The sequence below is a fragment of the Saccharibacillus sp. JS10 genome (genome assembly GCF_024436065.1).
Lineage (GTDB): Bacteria > Bacillota > Bacilli > Paenibacillales > Paenibacillaceae > Saccharibacillus.
This window is the reverse complement of the sequence record NZ_JANFNS010000002.1, coordinates 293,013-314,519: the sequence shown is the minus strand read 5'-3', so window position 1 is coordinate 314,519 and position 21,507 is coordinate 293,013. Positions and strand designations below refer to the sequence as shown.

At 47.3% G+C, this 21,507-nt stretch carries 18 protein-coding genes; 5 read left to right on the top strand and 13 right to left on the bottom strand.

The genetic code is table 11. The features are described 5' to 3' along the window. Positions 1 to 87: 87 nt before the first annotated feature. The 3 genes from NOM90_RS06845 to NOM90_RS06835 form a co-directional block, all read right to left on the bottom strand. A complete protein-coding gene (locus NOM90_RS06845) occupies positions 88 to 1,023 on the bottom strand; it encodes a hypothetical protein (protein ID WP_255940902.1) in 936 nt (311 codons plus the stop codon). Between the two features lie 157 nt (positions 1,024 to 1,180). Next, positions 1,181 to 3,637 carry a DEAD/DEAH box helicase family protein gene (locus NOM90_RS06840; protein WP_255940900.1) on the bottom strand — a complete coding sequence of 819 codons (2,457 nt, stop codon included), beginning with the start codon at positions 3,635 to 3,637 and terminating at the stop codon, positions 1,181 to 1,183. Next, positions 3,621 to 3,947 (bottom strand): nucleoside triphosphate pyrophosphohydrolase, encoded by a 327-nt coding sequence (locus NOM90_RS06835; protein ID WP_255940899.1) that lies wholly within the window; start codon positions 3,945 to 3,947, stop codon positions 3,621 to 3,623. The genes NOM90_RS06840 and NOM90_RS06835 overlap by 17 nt, the downstream gene beginning before the upstream one ends. Before the next feature lie 236 nt (positions 3,948 to 4,183). Between NOM90_RS06835 and NOM90_RS06830 the strand changes: the two genes are divergently transcribed. Next, positions 4,184 to 4,549 (top strand): DUF4181 domain-containing protein, encoded by a 366-nt coding sequence (locus NOM90_RS06830; protein WP_255940897.1) that lies wholly within the window; start codon positions 4,184 to 4,186, stop codon positions 4,547 to 4,549. 51 nt (positions 4,550 to 4,600) lie between these two features. Here NOM90_RS06830 and NOM90_RS06825 read toward each other — a convergent pair whose 3' ends face one another. Continuing rightward, on the bottom strand, positions 4,601 to 5,779 hold the full coding sequence (locus tag NOM90_RS06825; protein ID WP_255940895.1) for a phosphodiester glycosidase family protein: 1,179 nt from the start codon (positions 5,777 to 5,779) through the stop codon (positions 4,601 to 4,603). A gap of 379 nt (positions 5,780 to 6,158) precedes the next feature. Next, positions 6,159 to 6,521: a hypothetical protein gene (locus NOM90_RS06820; protein ID WP_255940893.1), complete on the bottom strand. Its 363-nt coding sequence runs from the start codon at positions 6,519 to 6,521 to the stop codon at positions 6,159 to 6,161. A 220-nt stretch (positions 6,522 to 6,741) separates the two neighbouring features. On the opposite strand from NOM90_RS06820, the gene NOM90_RS06815 reads away from it, so the two are divergent. Both NOM90_RS06815 and NOM90_RS06810 read left to right on the top strand, forming a co-directional pair. Further along, the gene (locus tag NOM90_RS06815; protein ID WP_255940891.1) at positions 6,742 to 7,104 is read left to right on the top strand and encodes a hypothetical protein; all 363 of its coding nucleotides are present in this window, start codon (positions 6,742 to 6,744) and stop codon (positions 7,102 to 7,104) included. 21 nt (positions 7,105 to 7,125) lie between these two features. Then, complete coding sequence (locus NOM90_RS06810; RefSeq protein WP_255940889.1) at positions 7,126 to 7,500, top strand: DUF4181 domain-containing protein; 375 nt, start codon at positions 7,126 to 7,128, stop codon at positions 7,498 to 7,500. A 68-nt stretch (positions 7,501 to 7,568) separates the two neighbouring features. Here NOM90_RS06810 and NOM90_RS06805 read toward each other — a convergent pair whose 3' ends face one another. Beyond that, positions 7,569 to 9,563 (bottom strand): glycoside hydrolase family 31 protein, encoded by a 1,995-nt coding sequence (locus NOM90_RS06805; RefSeq protein WP_255940887.1) that lies wholly within the window; start codon positions 9,561 to 9,563, stop codon positions 7,569 to 7,571. Between the two features lie 164 nt (positions 9,564 to 9,727). Between NOM90_RS06805 and NOM90_RS06800 the strand changes: the two genes are divergently transcribed. Beyond that, complete coding sequence (locus tag NOM90_RS06800) at positions 9,728 to 10,627, top strand: helix-turn-helix transcriptional regulator (RefSeq protein ID WP_255940886.1); 900 nt, start codon at positions 9,728 to 9,730, stop codon at positions 10,625 to 10,627. A 52-nt stretch (positions 10,628 to 10,679) separates the two neighbouring features. Here NOM90_RS06800 and NOM90_RS06795 read toward each other — a convergent pair whose 3' ends face one another. Then, positions 10,680 to 11,072 carry a hypothetical protein gene (locus NOM90_RS06795; protein ID WP_255940884.1) on the bottom strand — a complete coding sequence of 131 codons (393 nt, stop codon included), beginning with the start codon at positions 11,070 to 11,072 and terminating at the stop codon, positions 10,680 to 10,682. A 71-nt stretch (positions 11,073 to 11,143) separates the two neighbouring features. Then, entirely contained in the window at positions 11,144 to 13,219 is a 2,076-nt protein-coding gene (locus NOM90_RS06790) for a methyl-accepting chemotaxis protein (RefSeq protein ID WP_255940882.1), read from the bottom strand. Between the two features lie 158 nt (positions 13,220 to 13,377). Between NOM90_RS06790 and NOM90_RS06785 the strand changes: the two genes are divergently transcribed. Next, a complete protein-coding gene (locus NOM90_RS06785) occupies positions 13,378 to 14,214 on the top strand; it encodes a 3'-5' exonuclease (protein WP_255940880.1) in 837 nt (278 codons plus the stop codon). Positions 14,215 to 14,527: 313 nt separating this feature from the next. Here the strand turns inward: NOM90_RS06785 and NOM90_RS06780 are convergent, their stop codons facing one another. The 5 genes from NOM90_RS06780 to NOM90_RS06760 form a co-directional block, all read right to left on the bottom strand. Beyond that, the gene (locus tag NOM90_RS06780) at positions 14,528 to 15,652 is read right to left on the bottom strand and encodes a WG repeat-containing protein (protein WP_255940878.1); all 1,125 of its coding nucleotides are present in this window, start codon (positions 15,650 to 15,652) and stop codon (positions 14,528 to 14,530) included. 148 nt (positions 15,653 to 15,800) lie between these two features. After that, positions 15,801 to 16,805 carry a Gfo/Idh/MocA family protein gene (locus tag NOM90_RS06775; protein ID WP_255940876.1) on the bottom strand — a complete coding sequence of 335 codons (1,005 nt, stop codon included), beginning with the start codon at positions 16,803 to 16,805 and terminating at the stop codon, positions 15,801 to 15,803. Between the two features lie 675 nt (positions 16,806 to 17,480). Further along, on the bottom strand, positions 17,481 to 18,656 hold the full coding sequence (locus NOM90_RS06770) for a sugar ABC transporter permease (protein WP_255940875.1): 1,176 nt from the start codon (positions 18,654 to 18,656) through the stop codon (positions 17,481 to 17,483). A 38-nt stretch (positions 18,657 to 18,694) separates the two neighbouring features. Next, the gene (locus NOM90_RS06765; RefSeq protein ID WP_255940874.1) at positions 18,695 to 20,263 is read right to left on the bottom strand and encodes a sugar ABC transporter ATP-binding protein; all 1,569 of its coding nucleotides are present in this window, start codon (positions 20,261 to 20,263) and stop codon (positions 18,695 to 18,697) included. Between the two features lie 120 nt (positions 20,264 to 20,383). Then, on the bottom strand, positions 20,384 to 21,505 hold the full coding sequence (locus NOM90_RS06760) for a sugar ABC transporter substrate-binding protein (protein WP_255940872.1): 1,122 nt from the start codon (positions 21,503 to 21,505) through the stop codon (positions 20,384 to 20,386). Positions 21,506 to 21,507 lie beyond the last annotated feature (2 nt).

Below are 21,507 nucleotides of genomic sequence, written 5' to 3'. Positions count from 1 at the left end.
GGTTCAGTCTCCTTTCGCAGAAAAGAGAGCGACTTTGCCTTCTTTTGCGAGATCAGATCCGTAGAGATTGATGATCTTACGATTCCATTAAGGATACTGAATTTGTACAAAAGTGTCTACGTTCGTAAAGCTTGTAGTTGGGCTTACAGATAGCGATGCACCTAAAGGAATCGATACGCCTACCGAACCCGAGAAACTTCTCGATTGATGAGCATGCGTCCCGCGAATATCGTAAATGCCCGATCCCCAATTTGTGCTGGTTCGAGGAGCAACTTCAAACGTCAAATAACCACGCTCGTCTCGATATTGATAAGCAGGTTTAAATAGATTGAATTGAGCAGACGCTCCGCCCGCATGATAGGTGATCGTTGCATTTGCCGCGGATTCCGTATATTCAGTCCATTTCATCGTTGCTGGATTATAATAGTCTGTTTTATGAGTAAAACTCGCGGTGTTGTTCAAAGGCGCCATACCCTGACTCAAAGCGATACCTAATACATCTGTTCCTTTATACGAAGCTTCTTTTAAAAAGGTAAATCTAGATGATACTTGACCATTTGTGTTGTACATCGTCATATTGGTTTCTAGTCTGATCCAATCAGTACTTGTTGTATCGCTATCGTTAACGGCTTGGGTCGAAATCCCTCCACCGCTGGATTCGGATTTTGCTGCCACGACTTCTTTCTCGGCTTGCTCTTTGGTGATCTCAGTTACGATCGGCGAATTGTCGGAGCTTGCGAAGCTACGCGCTTGAGGATTACTTTCTTGATTTTCCTTCGTCGATACGACTCTGAAATACTGCTCTTTGTTGGTAACGTTAACAGGATCTTTCTTCAGAAATTTATTAAGATCCGTATCCGTCAAATCAGTTGCAAACTCGCTAGATATACCTAATTTACTAATGACCTCTGCTTCTAGTTGCGCTCTACTTGTACTACTTTCAGTAGAAGCAGCTTCTGCTCCAGCCAAGCTCGGTACCGCCAACAGTACACCCATCACCATAGGAATAATCTTCTTCTTCATAATAATCCTCCTTATAATTGGTATTTTATTATTTAAACTCCTTATTTATATTTAAACACTAATAAGTATTAGGAAGGAAAATGAATGATTATCTAAATCCGTATAAAACAAAAAAAGTAAGGCTACGCAAAGAATGCGACACCTTACTCTTGAGATATTAAGTATACTTGTGTTGATCGCGCCGCTCAAAATGCAAATGCAACCGATATTCGCATACTTCTGACGTCCAGCGATGTAGCAACGCTGTGTCTTCTTTCTCTACATCAAAAGCTAATTCAAAATACCCATCTGCATAAGACACCTGGCTGCCCTTTGCTCCTGCCCACTTGCTCATTGGCATGTCTGCAATCAGCTTGGCTACTTTGATTCGAGTCTGCTCATTCCAAGCCCACATCTTTTTCGCTTCTTTGCCTGAGAAATCGATGCGTTTGCGATATTCTTTTTCAGTGAGGTAATGATGGAAAAAGCTAGCTGCTTCTTCTGCCGTTACGGATTCTGTCCAAGATTCGATACCGCGATCCAGCATATAAGCTAAGACGATCATTTTATAGCTTTTCGACATCGCTGTTCGTTCTACATCACGCAGCCAAATCTCGTATCGCTCATACGTCTGAAGCTCTTTTTCATCCAACATCTCTGCCCAATACAGAAAACCAACATACGAACCAAACTCGTCTCGATAACCGTTACTCCCTGACCGACCTTGCAAATGAAGTTCAAGATAAGTCGGAATACGACCCAGTTCGCTTTTCAGATCCAAAAAATCTCGGTGCAATTTCTCTCTACGCGGTGCGCGTTTACGACTCAATTGTTCGAGTAAATTAATAACAGCGGTATCCAGTTGAATTGAGCAGCTTTCTGGAAGTATTGGCGCTATCGTAGATTGAGTACCTTGTACCTCGCTTCCATCTTCTTCGTACTCCCCAAATACTCGCAATTTCACATCAGCATTTCGGTAATTACCAATCAAGTCGATAATCACGCAGTGTGATTTTCCTTCCGCCATACGTAGCCCACGCCCGACTTGCTGAGTAAATACCGTGAGAGACTCCGTAGGTCGGACGAATAGCAATGTATCCACGCTTGGAATATCCGTACCTTCATTGAATAGATCGACAGTAAACAAGACATCCATCTCACCTGCATCCAAACGTCGAATCGCTTCAGTGCGGCTCATTTCTTTTGTTCTCGAATGCAAGCTTAGCGTCTGACTGCCTCGTATACGAAAATAGTCGTTCAAATAATCCGCTTGCTGAATCGACGAGCAAAAAGCAATCGTTCTCGTCTGCCGCCTTGCTGCCCAAGCTTCATATACGCGCTCCGCATACTCTTCACGAAGCTGTACCGCAAGCAATTGTTCTTCGTCATAATGCGTGCCTATCCAGCGTATACCGGAATAATCAGTATCGTCATGCACCCCGTAATATTGAAAAGGAGATAACCACTCGCGCCGAATCGCTTCGATAAAATGTATCCGGTACGCTACATTACCGCCGCATAGCGCGTACACGTCTTGCCCATCCATTCGATCCGGCGTCGCAGTAATACCGAGCATAAACTGAGGATGGAAATATTCCATCACCGATCGATACGATCTTGCCGCCGCATGATGGAACTCGTCGATGACAATAAGATCGAAGGTATCTGGGTTAAAAGCTTCACGATGTTTTTTCATCCCAAGCGTATAAATAGAAGCAAATATACAGTCGCTATCGCGGTCTTTGCTCTGTCCATTGTATAGACCATGACTACGCTCAGGAAGCACATGCCGAAATGAATTCGCCGCTTGCTGAAGAATCTCTTCACGATGAGCGACGAATAGCACTCTACGGTACTTTTTCGCCAAAAAAGCAGCCAGATACGTTTTCCCAAGCCCTGTCGCCATCACGACCATCGCACGGTCATATTCTTCTTCGATGGTCGTATCTAATGCTTCGAGCGCGATTGCTTGAGCCGTTCTCGGCTGGATGATTGGATTAAGAGAGACTTCATCACTTGGCGTTGTCTCAATCTCTACATCTCCAATATCGGCTTCCGCTTCTTCCATCTCGATGACTTGACGCTGCAACTCAGGATTTTTGCGGTGATTCATTAGATATTCTTCTTCGTAAAGCGCAATCGTATCTTCGTTCAAAGGCAACGTCGAAGCATGGTACAGGTTCTCCATAAATTGATCCATCGCATTTTGAAAAGTATACGGTTCTGCTTGAGCATTCATCGCAAGATTCCACTCATATCCAGTCTTAAGCGCCGAAAAAGAGAAATTAGACGAGCCTACAATCAGCAGCCCTTCTCCGTTTTCGTAATCGAATAGGTATGCTTTTGGATGAAACGATGTACCCATGCTACGCCAAAGACGTGCTTCCAGCCGATCGTCGATACTCAGCAGTTTGCGTAACCCTTCGGGCTGAGTGATATACAAATAATCTCCGGCAATCATTTTGACTTCGGCTCCACGATCCAATGCTTTTTTCAAGTGCGGAGCCAATAGATTCACGCCCGATTGCATGAGGAAAGAGGTCATAATATAAATGCCCGTCGCATGCTGCATTCCCGCAATAAGCTCATCTCCCAGATTCCGGGTGATGAGCTTGACGTTAAGATTCGTGGACATCGATCAGGTAGATCCGCTGGTCGAATCCGCCGCGCTTGGCAGCTTTGTCGGCGCGAATTTGCTCTAACTGCTCGGGATCTGCTCCGTGAGTGGCAGCGAGCGCACGGATGACTTCAAGCATGTCGGCTAGTTCTTCCAACGCGTCAGCGTCGGAGGAAGCGGCGAAGTATTCTTCGGACTCCTCATTTAGCTTTGTGCGGAGTTCGGTAACGTACTCGGCTTCGTCCAAGATGCGGGTAGTGGATGATTTGCCGGTAGACTCGATGATAGCTGGAATGTTGTTGCGGATTAGTTTGTTGTAGGTTTTCATAACGCATCCACCTTTATTCTTAATTATTACAATATAAAATCAAATTAAAACATATCTATTTGCTTGCTGACCTCATTGTACTTCTTCTAGAGCGAAATAGGAATAAAACTGGAGTGAATAACTGTAAATTTGAGTGACGGAATCCATTTTCGACCTGGCGTAACTTTCTTGATTCCTTATGCGTTACATACGTATAGGATTTTTTATCCCAACTCGCTTAAGGAGCCCGATTCCCTATGACAAATGTGTTTTTCCCTATGGTCAGCCTGCTTTTTATTATCCAAATGCTGCTGAATCTCTTTATGGTGGAAGGCAAAGCCGAATTCCTCGACAAAAAGCTCAAAAGACGTTACGCCTGGATGCAGACCGGGCTGACTGCGCTGCTGCTGATTCCAACATTGCTGATGTTCTACCTGCTACCGCAACAAAGCGCGCTGCCTGCGGCGGTCGCTATGGTAGGTGTGATTTACGTGACGAACGCGGTTGTCGAGTTCAAGTATGTGCGCGGAACGAAGGAGCATCGCGTATCTTTGGTCATGACTGCGATCTATCTGATACTGGCGGTTATGATGTCAATATTCGGCTGGAATGACTCGATATGACAAAAAGCGGTACCGACCTTAGAGTCGGTACCGCTTTTTTAAAACCCTTTTCTACTTTCTCACCTTCACCAACAAAGCGTTGCTCACCGGGCGCCCCGGCTTCGTGATGTACTTTCCGTTCATATACAGTCCGCTCGAAGCGCCACCGTCTAGATTCATCGCCTGATACGCGCCGGCTTGCTTCATTACCCGGGCGAGCTGCGGCATAGAGGCTTTAGGCAGCGTAACCATGATTAGTTCGTGGTTACGCGTGATCCCGATCGCGCTGCGCGCCGCTTGACCTCGCAAAATCGCCGGATCGCGGAAACCTTCTCTTGGCGCGTTCACCGCAACTACGCCGTTTTGCACGAGCAGCGGTCCCGCTTGCACGGCGCCTTCCACCTGCCCGGCATCGAATGCTTTGCCGAATTGCAGACCCGGAATCAGGCGCGTCATATGGTTGCGATCGTACGCAAACACAGTCAGATTGGAACCGCCGTTGACAAATTTCATATTCCCTTTGCTGACTAGATACCCGTACGGCGCGCGATAGATCGCTGAACTATAGGCGTCGAAGTAAGTCGCATTGATCGCCGCATACGCATAATTCTTCGAAGCGATCGATTTGAGATTTTGCACCGTTCCCGCTTGATTATGGGCAAAAGCCGCATCAAGCGATACCCGGGAATTCATGAGCTGCACTGTCACGATGTTCGCCCGGAACGCGGCGCCGCCGGAGTAGAACACCTGCTGACGATACGTTACAGGCTGATTGGTCAAGGAACCGCGCGCGATGATCGGCAAGTCCATCGACTGCCCACTACTCGTGATACGCATCGAAGAAGTCGATTCATGCCATTTGACCGCAAGTCCGAGATGCTGAGCGGCGAAGCCGAGCGGCACGTATGTCACTCCGTCATAGGCAAAAGGCGCCGCGTCGAGATTCACTTTTTTCCCGTTGACTTCAGCTTTCTTTTTCCCGGTTTGAAGCACGACTTTATGTTTGCCTTTGACGATCTCTATTTTCTTTGAATCTTTCCCCGTGTTGATCTTCGCCCCGGCGAACGTGCTCAGCACGCGGATCGGAATATAAGTCCGGCCTGCCGCCGGGTCCGAGTATCCGAAAATTTTGGGCGATACGGACGCAGCCGCGGCTGTCGCCGTCGACACCTGCGCTCCCGGCATCGAGTTCGTCGTGATCGTGCCTGCGACCAGCGCGAGCGCCAGCAGCGTTTTTAATCCCATTTTCATTTCTGTGCAATCTCCTTTTCTTGCGGGTATTCGTGAAATTTCCGTTCTTTGCGGCTGCTTAGCCTGCTTGTTTCTTTCCTCTTACTATATCTGTTTTTTACTTGGTGAAATGAACCGTTTCAAGAAAAATCCTCCTAAAGATTCATTCGCAAAGCAACGTCGAATCGTCCAATCGAACCAAATGCTCTGTGCACGGCAAAAAGCCCATTGTCCGATGATCGGATAACAGGCTTTGATTTAAGATCAATCCGGGAATAGAGACTTCGATGCACAGCGCCGCTTTTTGCTCCGTCGCCGTTTCCTCCGTAGGTCAATCAGCTTCGCAAGGCGTCTTATGCACCCAAAGAAACCTTTTGCGATTGCGATCTGCGAAGATGATTTAGACGACTTCGTCCATGCTGCTCACGAATTCACCGCCGAAATTCATCTTTTCAGCCGTTTCGCGAATTTGTTGACGGGTCTCGGCTGACGCCGATTCGACGACATATAACTTTTTGAATCCGATTGAACTGTACATTTTGAACGCCTGCTCCAGCATATCCAGCAGCGGCTGCTCCACGTGCTGAAGTTCGGACATGTCAGCCACGAATGTATACTCGCTCGTTTGCGTCTGGATTTTGCTGCCTTCCATCAGGAACGCCATCGCCAATCCGCCCGCGTCGCTTATTTGAAAAGATCCGCCGACCGCTACGACAAACAACTTCCGGGAAGGGTCTACTTCGATATTGAATTTTTCTGTCATGGTGTTCCTCCTGATTTTATTACTGAACGAATATGAACCTGCATATGCAAGCTTTACTCACTATATCAGCGCTCAATCCTTTTAAACAATACCTTTACAATCAATTGCGAAAAATAATAAAGGAAAATAATCAATCATTTTTCAAAAATCACCCAACTTATCTCCACTTTCAAACGTATACCCTATATACATATAAAACTTTACGAAAAGGAGGGGTTTGATGCCTTCTATGACTGTCCCTATGTTGCTTATTGGCAATGCAATCGCGATGCTTCTTTATCATTGGATATTGCCGCGATTTATGGTCACCGGACAAGATCAACGTCAGCTCAAAGACCTTCCAAAGATACACCGATTGATGATGTTAATCATATTCGCATGCTGCGTATTTTTGGTACTGCTCGCGATCTTCGAACTAAATATCGAGCTGTTCGGCTTACCTACCGTTTTGCTTTTCTTATTATTCATCATGGGGTTGGAGAAAAAGTACCTCCCTCATACACGCCGTCACCTCGTTACGCTATGTATATTTGGGTTTTACTGTATATGGTTTAGTGCGTATGCAGGGCTAATCTATCTTTAAAATGTAAAAGGAGGTTTTCTTATGACTACACTCGGTATCCAAATGTTTTCTATTCTCGCTTTTATAATCGGGGCAAGACTACTTTTTGGTAAATGGGTTGTGAATCGAAAAGACCCCAGACAACTTCACCATACGACCAAAGGATATTTATTATCGACGCTCGGCAGTATCTTAGTTTTACCTGTACCTTTCATCCTGCGCTACACCGGATTCGACCTTGCGTATCTTCCTTTCGTTGCCGTGATCCTTATACTTGTATTCGGTGGCTACCAAGCTTTTCTGGAATGGTGGTTGATCCGCGAATCTCGCAGACATCTGGCAACCCTGCTCACTACACTCGTAACGGCACCCGCGCTGGCTCTCTACATCTTTTTTGTACCGATTGGCGTCATTTAGACTTCAAAAAAAGAAGACGCAAAGATTGCGTCTTCTAAGTACCTAACCTTTAATCTAACTGGAAGCTTCTACTCTTCTTTCACAACAATCGGCAACTCCGCGCCATCCTTAACGAACAACGGTATATGCGCAAGCGGCGCATCCGCCTGCACCCACTGCCCACCTGCAAATTCTTCTCCGCTATACGCTTCGCGCCACTGCGCGCCTGCCGGCAAATACACACTTCGACTGCGTTGATCGGCTTGCAAAATCGGCGCAACTAGCAGATCGGGTCCAAACATGTACTGATCTTCAATCTCCCAAGCTGCCGAATCTTGCGGGAAATCGTAGAACAGCGGGCGCATCGGCGGCGTTCCTTTTTCATGCGCGGCGGTCATCAGATTCGTAATATAGGGACGCAGACGCTCTCGCAACTGCATATGTTCCGCGAAAATCTCATACGCTTCTTCGCCGTAACTCCATACTTCGTTATCTGCGCCGCTCCCCCATAGACCGCCGCCCGGAAGCCCGGTATCCGGTTCACGGTAAGGCGAACGGTCGCCGTGCAGACGCATTACCGGGCAAAATGTTCCGTACTGGAACCAACGCACGATACATTCTTGGAACTTCGGATCGTCCGGGTTGCCGCCGTGAAAACCGCCAATATCGGTTGTCCACCACGGAATCCCCGCGATCGCCATATTGAGTCCCGCCCGCACCTGACGGCCCAACACTTCGAACGTGGACGCAATATCGCCCGACCATGCCAAAGCTCCATACCGCTGACTTCCCGCCCAAGCGCTGCGCACCAGATTGATCACGTTCTCCTGACCTTCTCCGCCCATGCCTTCATAGAACGTGCGGCTATACTGACTCGGATACCAGTTGCCCACTTGCAAAGCCGGTCCCGCATGGTACCGGTAAATATCGTGATCGTAGACCGTGAATTCCGGTTCCGCTTCATCTAACCAGAATAGACGTATGCCTTTGTCGTAATAGTTTTGTTTGATCTTGCTCCATAAGTACTTGCGCCCTTTCGGATTCGTAGCGTCGAAAATTTCGTTTTCCCCAAGAAAACGAAACTGCGTGCGCACGCCGCGATCCGAACGAATCAAGTACCCTTTTTCCACCATTTCCTCGTAATTCTCGCTCTCCGTCTGCACCGTCGGCCATACCGATACCATAAGCTCGATGCCTAATGCTTGCAGTTCGCGTACCATCCCTTCGGGATCGGGCCAATACTTCTCGTCGAACTTCCAATCGCCTTGATTCGTCCAATGGAAAAAGTCGATCACGATAACGGAAATCGGCAACTTACGCGCTACATACTCGCGAGCCACGCTGAGCAATTCTTCTTGGTTCCGATAACGAAGCTTACATTGCCAAAATCCGAGTCCGAACTCCGGCATCATCGGCACTTTGCCTGTCGCATTGGCGTACGCTTCTTCAATCTCTGCCGGAGTATCGCCTGCCGTAATCCAATAATCCAATTGTTTCGTAGAAGGCGCGCTCCAGATCGAGACATTGGTATTAAAGCTTGCTTCTCCGATCGCCGGATTGTGCCACAACATGCCATAACCTGCGCTAGACAGTAAAAAAGGGACGCTCGTTTGGCTATTGCAATGCGTGAGTTCCAAGCGGCAGCCTTTCAGATTGAGGATCGACTGCTGGTACTGCCCCATCCCGTACAGCTTTTCATTTGGATTGGATTCCAGACGCAACGTCACTGCATAGTCGCTCCGACCCGGAATCGGAATAATATCGCGTCCACCGGTTTTAAGCTGGTACGTTTTTTCCGTTTCGCGCAGCAAGACTTTGCCTTTATCGTTCGTAAACGTGATACGTCCACTGGATTCGACATCTGCGCGGATTTTGCCGTTGACGATATGAGCGCTTTTGCCATCTGCTGCAATGATTACGCTAGCATCCGATGAAGCTTCTTCAGGTGTAAGTAACGCCCACGCATCATCTCGCAGTTCGTCTTTGGAAGCACGCACCCGCAAGGAATTTTCTCCCCACGGTTCGATCCGTAACACCTCATGGTCATATTCCCAGACTAACGCTTGATCTTCTGTATATAGCATTGCAAGTTCTCCTCCTATAACTCGGATACAATTACGATATAAAGCGCTTCTACAACCCTGTGATCTTTATCTATATCCTAATTATAGAAGATAAGCAGGGATATTCAGGAGAGCGTAGAATACGCAATATACGGACAAAATTACGTTTTTACAGGAGGCTTTCGATGCCTGAACAAGAGCATGAGCAAGCCGCTTTGAGACGCGAACATACGGTCATTCCAGATCTCACGTTTCCGCTTAACATTTTTCATATCCAAGAAACCGATCCAGAGATGTTTTGTATTCCTCCGCATTGGCATGAACATCTGGAATGGATTGTCGTGTGCCAAGGAACTTTTAATATGCAAGTTGGCTCGACTTTCAGGCAACTTGGCGCCGGCGACTGCATGTTCGTCAACCGCGCGCAATTACATTCTGCTTTTCCGCTAGAGACGGGCAGTGAACTGTACGCACTCGTGTTTGGCGAGACGCTATTACGAAATCATGCGCTGGATCATACGGAAACCCGTTATATTCAGCCAATCTTGGAAGGCCGTCTGAATTTGCTTTCTTTTTATGAACATGGACAAAACAATACGCTCTGCAATAAGCTGCTAGAAATTGTCGATGAGTATCGTCGTCAAGAGATCGGGTACGAACTTTTGATCAAAGCCGGGCTACTCAGTCTGTTAGGGCTTGCGATCAGGAGATCTACCGCCACCGATTCTCATGCCGATCTCTCTACTCAAGAACCGGTTCAAAGTACGATCTATCCGCTACTGCTTCATTTAAGCGAAAAGTTTCGTGAACCGATTACGGTCGATGAAGCGGCGAAGTTATGCTGCGTAACGCCGACGTATTTTTGTTATGTGTTCAAACGCTATACCGGGCGCACGTTGACGCAATACGTCAATATGTTACGCGTTCAAGAAGCGGAAGTCTTGCTGCGCGCCAAGCGATATACGGTGCAAGAAATTGCAAGGCTAGTCGGCTATACGAATGCTGGATATTTTGCGCGTGTCTTTCGCACTTATAAAGGGATGGCTCCACGGCGATATGCAAACGGCGAATATAGCGATCAATGAGCAAAATAAAAAACCGATCTACCTGAGATTTCAGGCAGTCGGTTTGTGCTAATTAAGCGTCACTTGCTGATTGATCCAACAACGATTGCAACTTACGCCCGCTGCTTTTCATACTGTTCTCGGGATCATGGACATCCGGCTCCGCCATCGTCGAAAACATCGGCGGCGCGGCATGAGGCAGTGAAAGCTTAGTCATCGAATGATCGACTTCTTCGTGCAATAAAATGCGTGTTCCGTCAGGCAACAACGCGTACTCGCGTACCCAGCCATTTTCGCGAACGACAATCCGTTTGCCCGGCGACGGTTTGCGTTCCTTCGTTCGAATTAAACGTTGTTCTTCTCCCGGTAATTTGAACCGAAGCGCCGCAGATTGCGCGCGTTGAACGCGTTGCACCGGATCGATTCGAGCGATGTTGTTGGTAGAATCTATCGGCATGATAGGCATCACAGACTCCCCCTGTCTGTAGAGCTTCGGCTTTATCGTACAGCCGAAGCTGTATTTCAATTTTTACACGCTTAAATTTTAAACTTCGCTGCCGACTCCCCGAGTTGATGCGTCAGACGTTCGATACTTTGTACCATATCCGCCAAATGATTCACCATGCCGGATTGTTCTTGTACGGTTGCGGTTACTTCTTCTACGGATGCCGAAACTTGTTCACCCGAAGCCGACAAACTTTGCGAAGCTTCCAGCACTTCGTCTTTATCGCGCTCCATCGCTTTGAACTCCGAAGCCATATCGCGGATTTGACCCGTGATCGCCGTTACGCTATCCAAAATATCTTCGAACGATTGGCGTGTGCGATCCACGTATTCGTTTTGCGACGAAGAAATGGTACGGATCGCGCCGACGCTTTCGTTGCTTTTATCGACTTGCTCCAACGTCTGACGGATGATTCCGCCAATCTCGTTGGCTTGATCTGCCGATTGTTGCGCCAATTTACGAATCTCATCGGCAACGACCGCGAATCCGCGACCGTGTTCGCCCGCTCTTGCCGCTTCGATCGAAGCGTTGAGCGCAAGCAAGTTCGTTTGCGTCGAAATCTGGTTAATCGCATCGGTGATTTGTCCGATACGCTGCGAGCTTTCCGCAAGCATTTCCGTCGTCGACGAAATATTTTGGATTTCCAATTCGTTTTTCGCATTGATATCGATCAGACTGTTCACAACGCTGCTGCTTGAAGCAAATACTTGATTGATCGAGTCCGTGCTACCTTGAATGACGTCTGTTTTGCGACCGAGCGATTCGATCCGATTCCCGATTTCGTAGAAACGGCCGACGATTCGTTCGGTATCATGCGATTGCGATTCCATCGCTTTGGCGATTTCCATCGTGGTCACGGAAGTTTCGCCGATCGAACGCGCTGTGTTTTGCGAGGTCTGTTCCAGCTCTGTCGTGTTGCTATTGAGCACTTCGATCGAATGGTTCATTTGCCCGATCAGATTTTTGTTGCTGTCTACCATGATGTTGAAGCTGTCCGCAAGATCCGCGAATTCGCTTTTGTATTTTCCATCTGCTTGAACGGTTAGATCGCCGCCTGCCAATTGTTTGAATAACCCAGTCAGACGCACAATCGGAGACGTAATACTACGCGAAATCAGAATACCGACGATGATTGCCAAAATGATCGAAGCAATCAACGTAATCAGCATTTTTTGCATCAGATCGCCGAGAGGACGTTCGATATCGCTGTACGAATCTTGGACGATAACGATCCAATCCGCAACCGGAACTTTCGTGTATCGAATATACGAATCATTGCTATCCACGTTACCGTGAAGGACTTGACCTTTGGTGTCTGCCGCAAGCAAATTCTCGAATCCTGCATCTTCATAAGGCTTACCGACTAGGCTGCTGTCTTTGGAATTGTAAATGATCGTACCGCCGCGACTTGTAATCGTAATAAATCCTTCAGCATTGATTTGTACACCTTCAAGCTGACTCACAAAGAAATCTGCGGCAATTGTGTTGATCGAAACGCCCAATACTTTGCCAGCCTCCGACTTTACAGGTTGTGCAAATACAACGATCAAGTTACCCGTTGTTTTGGACAAGATAGCATCGCTGACGAAAGGCTCGCCTGTCTCGATGACTTTTTGGAAATATTCGCGGTCCGAACGATCGCCTTTGAGCGATTCTTCTTTTCCTGCGCCGACTACGGTTCCCGTCAAATCGGCTACCATCATCGATTCAATACCGTTTGTACCCGCAAGGGTTTGCTGGAATTGGGTATTCGCGATTTGAAGAAGCCGATTGCTAGGAGCAAAAAATTGGTCGTCCGTTAATGTACCCGATTCCCGAAGCTCTAACAAATTGCGCAATGCCGGAGATACCGACAATATATGCGATAACTGATTTTCCAAATTAACGGTTGTCGCCAAGCTTTCTCCGATTCGGTCAGCATTGGCATTCATTTCGTCTTTACTTTTTTTCGTTAGCAAATCTGCGCCTGTCATATAAATGACCGTGCTGCAAACCAAAAGCACAACGACGGTTAGTGCGCTAATAAGCAAGGGGAGTTTGATTTTTAACGATAATCGTTTGTTCCCTCCAGAATTTGACGGTAGACTTTCTTGTTTCTTTTTTTTCACTTTTAACTTCCCCTCTCTTCACTTACAGATCACTCTCGATGTTTATATTTCGTTTATCGGTCTTATTCGACAAAATAATTACACATCCCGATTACCAATTTTGTTACACTGTACACAGAGATTGTTTTTATTTTCTATACGGCATGGAGGCAAAATTTTTGAATTATATTGTATTGGACATTGAATTTAACGGTCGCAAGTTTGCCAGCCCGCATCCGATGGAAGTGATCGAGATCGGAGCTGTGCGTTTGGACGAACAGTTGCAAAATACCGATACGTATTCGGCTTTTATCAAACCGGTATATTTTTCGAAGCTCAATTCGTTTATTAAAAAGAAAACCGGAATTCCGCAAGAATCGATCGATAGCGCGGCACGGTTCCCGGCAGTTATCGCCGATTTTCGAGATTGGTTAGACAAGACTCCGGGACCGCTGACTTTCGTCGTCTGGGGCGGCGAAGATATCAAACGCATCGTTCAAGACGTGCGGATGCACAAACTGGAAGAAACGTATTGGGTAAAAACACCTTCGCTGGATTTGCTCAAAGGCTTTTTGCTGACGCAAGGGTTGAAAAACGATGTGAGCGTAGAAGGGGCTTTGGAACTGCTTGAGATCGAAGCTTCGGGAGCGGCGCACCGCGCGCTGGATGACGCGATTATGACTGCGGATATTTTCCGTGCGGTATACGATAAACTCGATCTGACTCTCGCCAAAGAGTACAAAGACATGTTCTCCAATTCCAAAGAACGCCGCATCGTCCGAGCAGCCGCGAAATCGCTGGCTTCGCGCCGCATCGTGCCGACTTGGGAATTGGCGAAAGAACATTATTTGGACGGCAAAATTTCGTTCGAAGATCCGCGCAAAGAGAAGGAATTACATGCTTATTTCGACGCTTTACCAGAGTTTCCGATGCCGCCTAAAGTTGTTGAAGGAGCTGTGAAAATCCCGGCTTCGCAGGCAAGCGAAGATTCTGAAGATCGCAGCTTGGAAGAGTAATTGAATTCAAAAAAAGACAGCCCTTTTTTACAAGGGCTGTCTTTTTTCTTTGAAAATCCAACGTAGCTGCAAGTGAGAAGACGGAGAGAGAAATTCAGCGAAGTCAAATCTTTTCGAAGAAAAGATACTTCGTAAGCATATGCTTGGAATGTTCGCCTTTGAAATCGGGAAAATCCCACTAAAAATCCAATCACTTTCCCGAGTTCAACAAGCGACCGAAACGAATTTCTCTTGCAGTCTTATCACTGCCCTCTAACGTAACGTTGTCAACGCAAAAGGGCTGCCTTTTTTCTTTGTACAGCAGAGATAGTCATTACTTAGATGTTTTGAGCGGATTCTTCATAAAGTAATAGTTGCCTTCTTCAAGCGGCGTTTTAACAATTGCGACGCCGTTATCAAACTCGCCGACGGAGGCGTCGTTAGTTTTGAGATCGACACGGACTTTGCCTGAGCGATCGATAAGCAGCTTACTACCGTCGGTACGTTGCACAAAGGCCAGACCTTCTTTGAACGAACCGATCTCGGCATTTTCGTCGCTATATTGAGCAGGGATGACGAGTTTGCCGGTTACGCCGATATAACCCCATTTGCCGCTGCGATCGCTTAAGCTGCCGCCAACTTTAACTGCGGCGCGACCTTCGCTAAACGATTGCCCACCCGTATATTGAGCTTTGACGATCACTTTGCCTTTGGCATTCAGGTATCCGTATTTACCGTTTTGCAAAAATAAAGCTAATCCTTCGCTCATCGGTGCGGCGCCGTCGAATTGTGGCTTGATGATCATTTTGCCTTTTTTATCGATATAGCCCCATTTGCCGTTTTTCATCACAGGAGCCAAGCCTTCGCTAAACACATTCAGCATCGCGTATTGGGGTTTGACGATTTCTTTTCCTTTTTGATCAATAAATCCGCCGACATAAGTAGTGCCTTTTCTTTTCCATACTGCCGCCATTCCGTCGTTAAAATCATGGGCTTCGTCGTAAGAGGCGGTGAATACGATTTTGCCTGTTTTGTTGATATACGCCCACTTGCCGGAAGAGACTTTGACCGCGGCTAAGCCTTCGCTGAATCCCTGACCCACTTGTTGATATTTCGGCTTTACAATGACTTTGCCCGTTTTGTCGATAAAGCCCCATAGGTTGCCTTTTTTCACGGCAGTGAGCCCTTCGCTAAAAGGCTTCACTTCTTCATATTGAGCTTTGATGACAGTCTTTCCGTTGGTATTCGTATAGCCAAATAAGGTGCTCGAACGATCCCAGAAAGAAGCCAATCCTTCGCTCAAACTTCCTAAAGATTCATAACTGACGGGCTTTGCCGTTCCGTTCACGATCGTTGTTGCCGAATCGGCTGCATATGTAAGTTGAGGCGATGCCAAAGGTGCTGAAGCGACCGATACGGTCACCGCGAGCGCAAGCAAAATCGATGTTCGTTTGTTCACTACTTTTTCCCCTCTCTACGCTTGAGATGTCTATGTACAATCGTTATTTACCCACTTAGATCCAAGAAATATCCAGGATCATCCCAGTATTAAAAAAAGCCCGATCTCCCCTACGGAAAATCGAGCTTTGTATCGTTATTTACATCACTTATTCAAAAGGATATTTGAGTCCCCATTGTGCGCGCACATTATCCAGCAAACGCATGATTCCCATCGATTCCGCCAGCGAAATCACAGGGCTTTCGTGACGACCTTCTTGCAGCGCTTTACCGACTTCTTCCGCTTCGTAAGCATAGCCTTTGATGCCGCGATCTTCCCGATCGTCGGTCACGGTAATCGGCTCTTCGCCATTGATGTACAGCGTCGCTTCTTTGGCAAACAGGAATTGCGGGATATGGATATATCCTTTGGTTCCGTGGATAAACGCATCGTTCGGGAAGTTCACGCGAATCCCGCCGTGCAGCGAAGCTGTTTTGCCGTCGCCGTAATCAAGCAGGATTGTAAAATGCTCATCGACGCCAGTTTCGCCAAGATGAGCTGTAGTCCAGACATTTTGCGGATTAGGACCGAATACCATCGAAGCAAAAGATACCGGGTAAATCCCTGCATCCAATAGCGCGCCGCCGCCAAGTTCAGGATTCAACAAACGTCCTTCCGGATTCCAACCTGCGTCGAAACCAAATTCGGCTTTAACGATTTTCACATCGCCGATTTTTTCTTCGGCAAGCCATTCGCGGACTTGGATCAGCGGTGGCAAGAAGCGCGACCACATGCCTTCCATCAAGAACAGTTTTTTCTCGCGCGCGGATTCGATCAGTTCTTCGAGTTCGCCAGCGCTTACGGTAAACGGCTTTTCGCACAATACGGCTTTGCCGCCGGACAATGCAGTCAGCACGTTTTCTTTATGAAAAGGATGCGGCGTCGCGACGTAGATCGCATCCACATCAGGATCGTTCGCCAATTCTTCGTAACTTCCGTGTGTGACAGGCGCTCCGAATTTCGCTGCGAATTTATCCGCGCTTTCTTTCGTACGCGAACCGACTGCATATAATTCTCCGTTCGAAGCATGTTTTAGATCGGCAGCAAACTGCTCAGCAATCCAGCCTGTACCTAGAATTCCCCACTTGATGTTCCCGTTTGTTGCCTCGCTCATCGTGACTCCTCCTTGAGATAGAAATCGTTTTCGACTTATGTAAGCCTTTCCTTTCTTACTCTACCAGATTAGGCAGCGAAAAAACAGCTCGGGTGGAGTTGTTTGAGGTTGGAGCAGGGAGCGTGGCGGGAAGTTGGGGGTTGGCGCTTCGGGAGAAATTCGTTCAAGCCGCTGTTTCACTCGGAAAGCAGGATGAAAATTCGGGGAGTCGCTTTCCGGTTCAAAGGCGTCTTTCACTGAATTTCTCCCTCCGCTCACTCCACTTTTCCTCGCACTCTTACCTCCTACCTAAAAAGCCGCCTCGCTGTTTCTTCTTTTGGGAGAAGAAACGCGAAAGCGGCTTTTGGCACTTGGAGACGAATATGAGGTTGTAAGCTTTACTCAAGAATCGAGTCCAAACTTGCAGGTGAAAAGGAAATCTAATTTATACAGAAGTTTTCGCAGAAAGCTTCGATGCACTTAAATATCCTATCTACCACCATGCTGACAGAAGCGGAGAGAGAAATTCAGTGTAGGAATGAAATGTTCGCCTTTGAAATCGGGAAAATCCAAATCAAAATTCCAATCAAGTTTTCCCGATTTCAACAAGCGACCTACAGGCTTTCGAAGAAAGACACATCGTAAGCATACGCTAACGAATTTCTCTCGAAGCGCCTCTCAACCACCCACCCAAATTTATCCGCGTTTTCTACGAGTCATAACGTCGAAGATTACCGCCGCCGCAAGTACGCCACCACGAATCATGTACTGATACGAGATGCCGACGCCCAGCAAGTTCATCCCGCTAGACAGCGAAGCCATAACAACCGCACCGATGATCGAACCGGTAACTTTACCTACGCCGCCTGCCGCGGATACGCCGCCAACATAAGCCGCTGCGATCGCGTCAAGCTCGAACAAAGTTCCCGCTGTTGTCGTTGCCGATTGCAGACGAGCTGTGTACAAAATACCGGATAGCGCGGACAACATGCCCATCGAACCGAATACGATGTACGTAATCTTTTTAACATTGATCCCGCTCAGGTGAGCGGCTTCCGGGTTACTACCGACTGCATAAATATGACGTCCAAGAACGGTTTTCGTAGTCAGGAAGTGATAGATCGCTACCACGAGCAGCGTAATTACAACCGTCCAAGAGAAGCCGTTGTATCCAGCAAGAATCCAAGTCAGGTAAGCGATGATTGCCGATACGAAGATCAATTTGATTGCAAAGATTTTGTTGGAAGGCACTTCGAATTTGTATTTGATCTTTTGGTTACGTTTGGAGATTTCAGCGTACACGAAGTACAAAATCACCAATCCGCCTAAGATCAACGACAGAACGTTCAGCCCTGCGATATGACCAAGAGAAGGCAAGAAGCCGTTACCGAGTGCGTTGAACACATCGTCACGAACGATGATCGTACCCGTTTTTTCCGTAACTTGCAGCAGAGCGCCACGGAAGATCAACATCGCCGCGAGCGACGATACGAATGCCGGAATCCCGATCGAAGCAACGAGTACGCCGTTGAACATCCCGATTACGATACCGAGAATCAAAATGATCGGAATCGTGAAGTAGACAGGAACGCCAAGTTGCGACAACATAATTGCCGCGATCGCGCCCATAAATCCGGCAGCGAATCCGACCGACAAGTCGATATGTCGAATGACGATAACGAGCGTCATGCCTACTGCCAGAACTGCGATATAACCTGTTGCGTCGAGCAAGTTACTGATGTTACGCGAAGACATGAATAGACCGTCCGTTAAGATGGTAAAGGTGAGCATGATCACGAATAAGGCAATATACATCCCGTAATCGCGAATATTTACTTTGAGCAATGATTTAGCTTCTTGAAAGAAATTCAAGGTAGTTCCCTCCTACGAAAACGAATACTAGCGAAATGTTATTGCGTTGCGAATTCCATAATTTTTTCTTGATCGGCGTCTTCGGCTGCGATTTCGCCTTTGATTCTGCCTTCTGCCATAACGTAAATCCGATCGCTCATACCGAGCACTTCGCCAAGTTCGGACGAGATCATAATGATGCTCATGCCTTGCGCGATCAGTTTGTTCATAATGGTATAGATTTCGAACTTCGCGCCTACGTCGATTCCGCGTGTCGGTTCATCTAAAATCAGCAGTTTCGGTCCGACGAACAACCATTTACCTAGCGATACTTTTTGCTGATTGCCACCGCTTAAGTTACCTACGATCTGCTCGACGGAAGGGGCTTTGATATTCATCGACGACTTGTATTCGTTGCCGATTTTGACCTCTTCGTTATCGTTGATCACGCCGCCCGGTGCGATTCCTTTGAGATTCGCCGCACTGACATTGCTTTTGATATCTTGGATCAGGAATAAGCCGTCGCCTTTGCGATCTTCGGTCACATAAGCAATGCCCGCTTTGATCGCGTCGCTGGTATGGGCAAAGCGCGAACGCTTGCCGTCTACATACAACTCTCCGTCCAACTTATAATTTCTTGGATTTCCGAAAACGCTGAGCGCGAACTCCGTACGACCCGAACCCATCAGACCTGCGATACCGACGATCTCGCCTTTTTTGACATAAAGATCGACATTTTTGACGATATTTCTGCCTAGTTCCAGATCGAAAGCCGTCCAGTTTTTGACCTCGAGAATATGGTCGCCGAACTTTTTATCCGGACGTTTTGGATAGATATCTTCAATATCGCGTCCAACCATGTTTTTGATGATCGAAGCTTCGGTAATTTCGCCTTTGGAAGCATCTAACGTACAGATCGTTTTGCCGTCGCGAATGACTGTGGCTTTATCCGCAATCGCGATCACTTCTTTCAACTTGTGAGAGATCATAATGCAGGTGATGCCTTGGCTTTTCAGCTCACGTAACAAGTTCAGCAAGTTTTCACTGTCGTTCTCGTTCAGAGCCGCGGTCGGCTCGTCCAAAATCAGCAATTTTACATTTTTGCTCAATGCTTTGGCGATTTCGACAAGCTGCTGCTTTCCGACACCCAGATCGCGGATAAGCGTCTCTGGATTCACGTTCAGTTTGACTTTTTGAAGCATTTTGCGCGCTTCGATGATCGTCTCGTTCCAGTCGATCACGCCGCCGCGCTTCACTTCGTTACCGGCAAAAATATTCTCGTACACGCTTAGATCCGGGAACAACGCCAACTCCTGATAAATGATCGCAATACCGGCTTTTACGCTGTCGTTGATTTTACCGAATTGCTGCACCGTACCTTCGTATACAATGTCGCCTTCGTAGGTTCCATACGGATAAACCCCGCTCAACACTTTCATTAAAGTCGATTTACCGGCACCGTTTTCTCCAACGAGAAAATGAATTTCGCCTTCTTTAACTTGAAAGTTCACATCGGATAACGCTTTGACGCCTGTGAAGTTTTTGGAAATATTCCGCATCTCCAAAATGTTTTTATTTGAGCTTGTGAACGTTGAATCGTTCGTTTTATCCAGTAGATTTCCGCCCATTTTCATCGCACCCCTTACTTTCCGGTTTACTGAGAAACAGGAACGGGAGCGTCCCCGTCCCTGCTTGTTTAGCCGGCTATTAACGATCTTGTTTGATTACTTAAAATCTCTGACTCGTGCTTACAGACCTGTGAAGTCGGATGCTTTGTAGTATTCCGAATCGATCAGTTCTTTTTTCACGTTGTCTTTGTCGACTACGATAACGTCGGTTTGTTTAGCTTTGATGTCTGCAGTTCCGTTGTTGTAAGAACCTGTTGTTTCTGGCGATTTGCCATCCAATACTTCAACTGCCATACCCATTGCGTCTTTTACCAAAGTACGAACGTCTTTGAAGACCGTCATGGATTGTTTGCCGTCGATGATGTACTGAATCGAAGCTTGCTCCGCATCTTGACCTGTGATGACATAGCTTGTGATTTCGCTATCAGATCCGAATACGTCTGCGATGTTACGTGCTGTGCCATCGTTTGGAGCCAAGATCGATACGTTACCTTTCATATCAGCCGCTGCTGCTGTCAGGTGAGTTTGAGCTTTGTTTTTCGCTTCGTTTGGATCCCAGTTCGTTGTGACTTGACCGATGATGCTGCTCATTTGGTCGCGGGACAGATCTTTTGTATCTTTCAGCTTTTCAGCTTCCGAAGAGTTAGCGATTTTGAATGTGCCGTCTGCGATTTTAGGTTGCAGAACTTCCCAAGCGCCTTGGAAGAACAAGAATGCGTTGTTGTCTGTCGCTGCACCTGCATACAGGTAAAGTGGTTGACCGCTAGTTCCTTCCATGTGGTCGATCAGGTATTGACCTTGAGCCGCACCTACTGCAAGACTGTCGAATGTTACATAGTAGTCAACTGCATCGGTGTTTGTGATCAAGCGGTCGTAAGCGATTACCGTTACGCCGTCTTTTTTCGCTGCTTCAACAGCTGCTGCTGCTGCATCGCCGTCTTGTGGGCAGATGATCAGAACTTTGATTCCTTTGTTAAGCAGTGTTTCCACGTTTTCTTTTTCTTTAGCGGAAGAACCCTGGCTGAACAAAATCTCTGTTTTGTAGTTGGTGCCTGCAAGTGCGTCTTTGAAACGCTGTTCGTCTTGTACCCATCTTGGTTCGTCTTTCGTTGGCAGTACCACGCCTACGCTGACGCTACCTCCAGCTCCGCCGCTTCCGTTCGAGCTGCCGCAAGCGGTTGCAACGATCGAGAACACCATAACTGCAATCAGGAGCGCAATCCCCTTAAACTGTTTTTTCAACT

Coding starts and splice junctions, on each gene's coding strand:
- NOM90_RS06805 (WP_255940887.1), bottom strand. CDS start 9,563: ATGCTATATACAGAAGATCAAGCGTTAGTCTGGGAATATGACCATGAG.
- NOM90_RS06815 (WP_255940891.1), top strand. CDS start 6,742: ATGCCTTCTATGACTGTCCCTATGTTGCTTATTGGCAATGCAATCGCG.
- NOM90_RS06795 (WP_255940884.1), bottom strand. CDS start 11,072: ATGCCTATCATGCCGATAGATTCTACCAACAACATCGCTCGAATCGAT.
- NOM90_RS06810 (WP_255940889.1), top strand. CDS start 7,126: ATGACTACACTCGGTATCCAAATGTTTTCTATTCTCGCTTTTATAATC.
- NOM90_RS06835 (WP_255940899.1), bottom strand. CDS start 3,947: ATGAAAACCTACAACAAACTAATCCGCAACAACATTCCAGCTATCATC.
- NOM90_RS06830 (WP_255940897.1), top strand. CDS start 4,184: ATGACAAATGTGTTTTTCCCTATGGTCAGCCTGCTTTTTATTATCCAA.
- NOM90_RS06765 (WP_255940874.1), bottom strand. CDS start 20,263: ATGGGCGGAAATCTACTGGATAAAACGAACGATTCAACGTTCACAAGC.
- NOM90_RS06825 (WP_255940895.1), bottom strand. CDS start 5,779: ATGAAAATGGGATTAAAAACGCTGCTGGCGCTCGCGCTGGTCGCAGGC.
- NOM90_RS06820 (WP_255940893.1), bottom strand. CDS start 6,521: ATGACAGAAAAATTCAATATCGAAGTAGACCCTTCCCGGAAGTTGTTT.
- NOM90_RS06840 (WP_255940900.1), bottom strand. CDS start 3,637: ATGTCCACGAATCTTAACGTCAAGCTCATCACCCGGAATCTGGGAGAT.
- NOM90_RS06775 (WP_255940876.1), bottom strand. CDS start 16,805: ATGAGCGAGGCAACAAACGGGAACATCAAGTGGGGAATTCTAGGTACA.
- NOM90_RS06845 (WP_255940902.1), bottom strand. CDS start 1,023: ATGAAGAAGAAGATTATTCCTATGGTGATGGGTGTACTGTTGGCGGTA.
- NOM90_RS06800 (WP_255940886.1), top strand. CDS start 9,728: ATGCCTGAACAAGAGCATGAGCAAGCCGCTTTGAGACGCGAACATACG.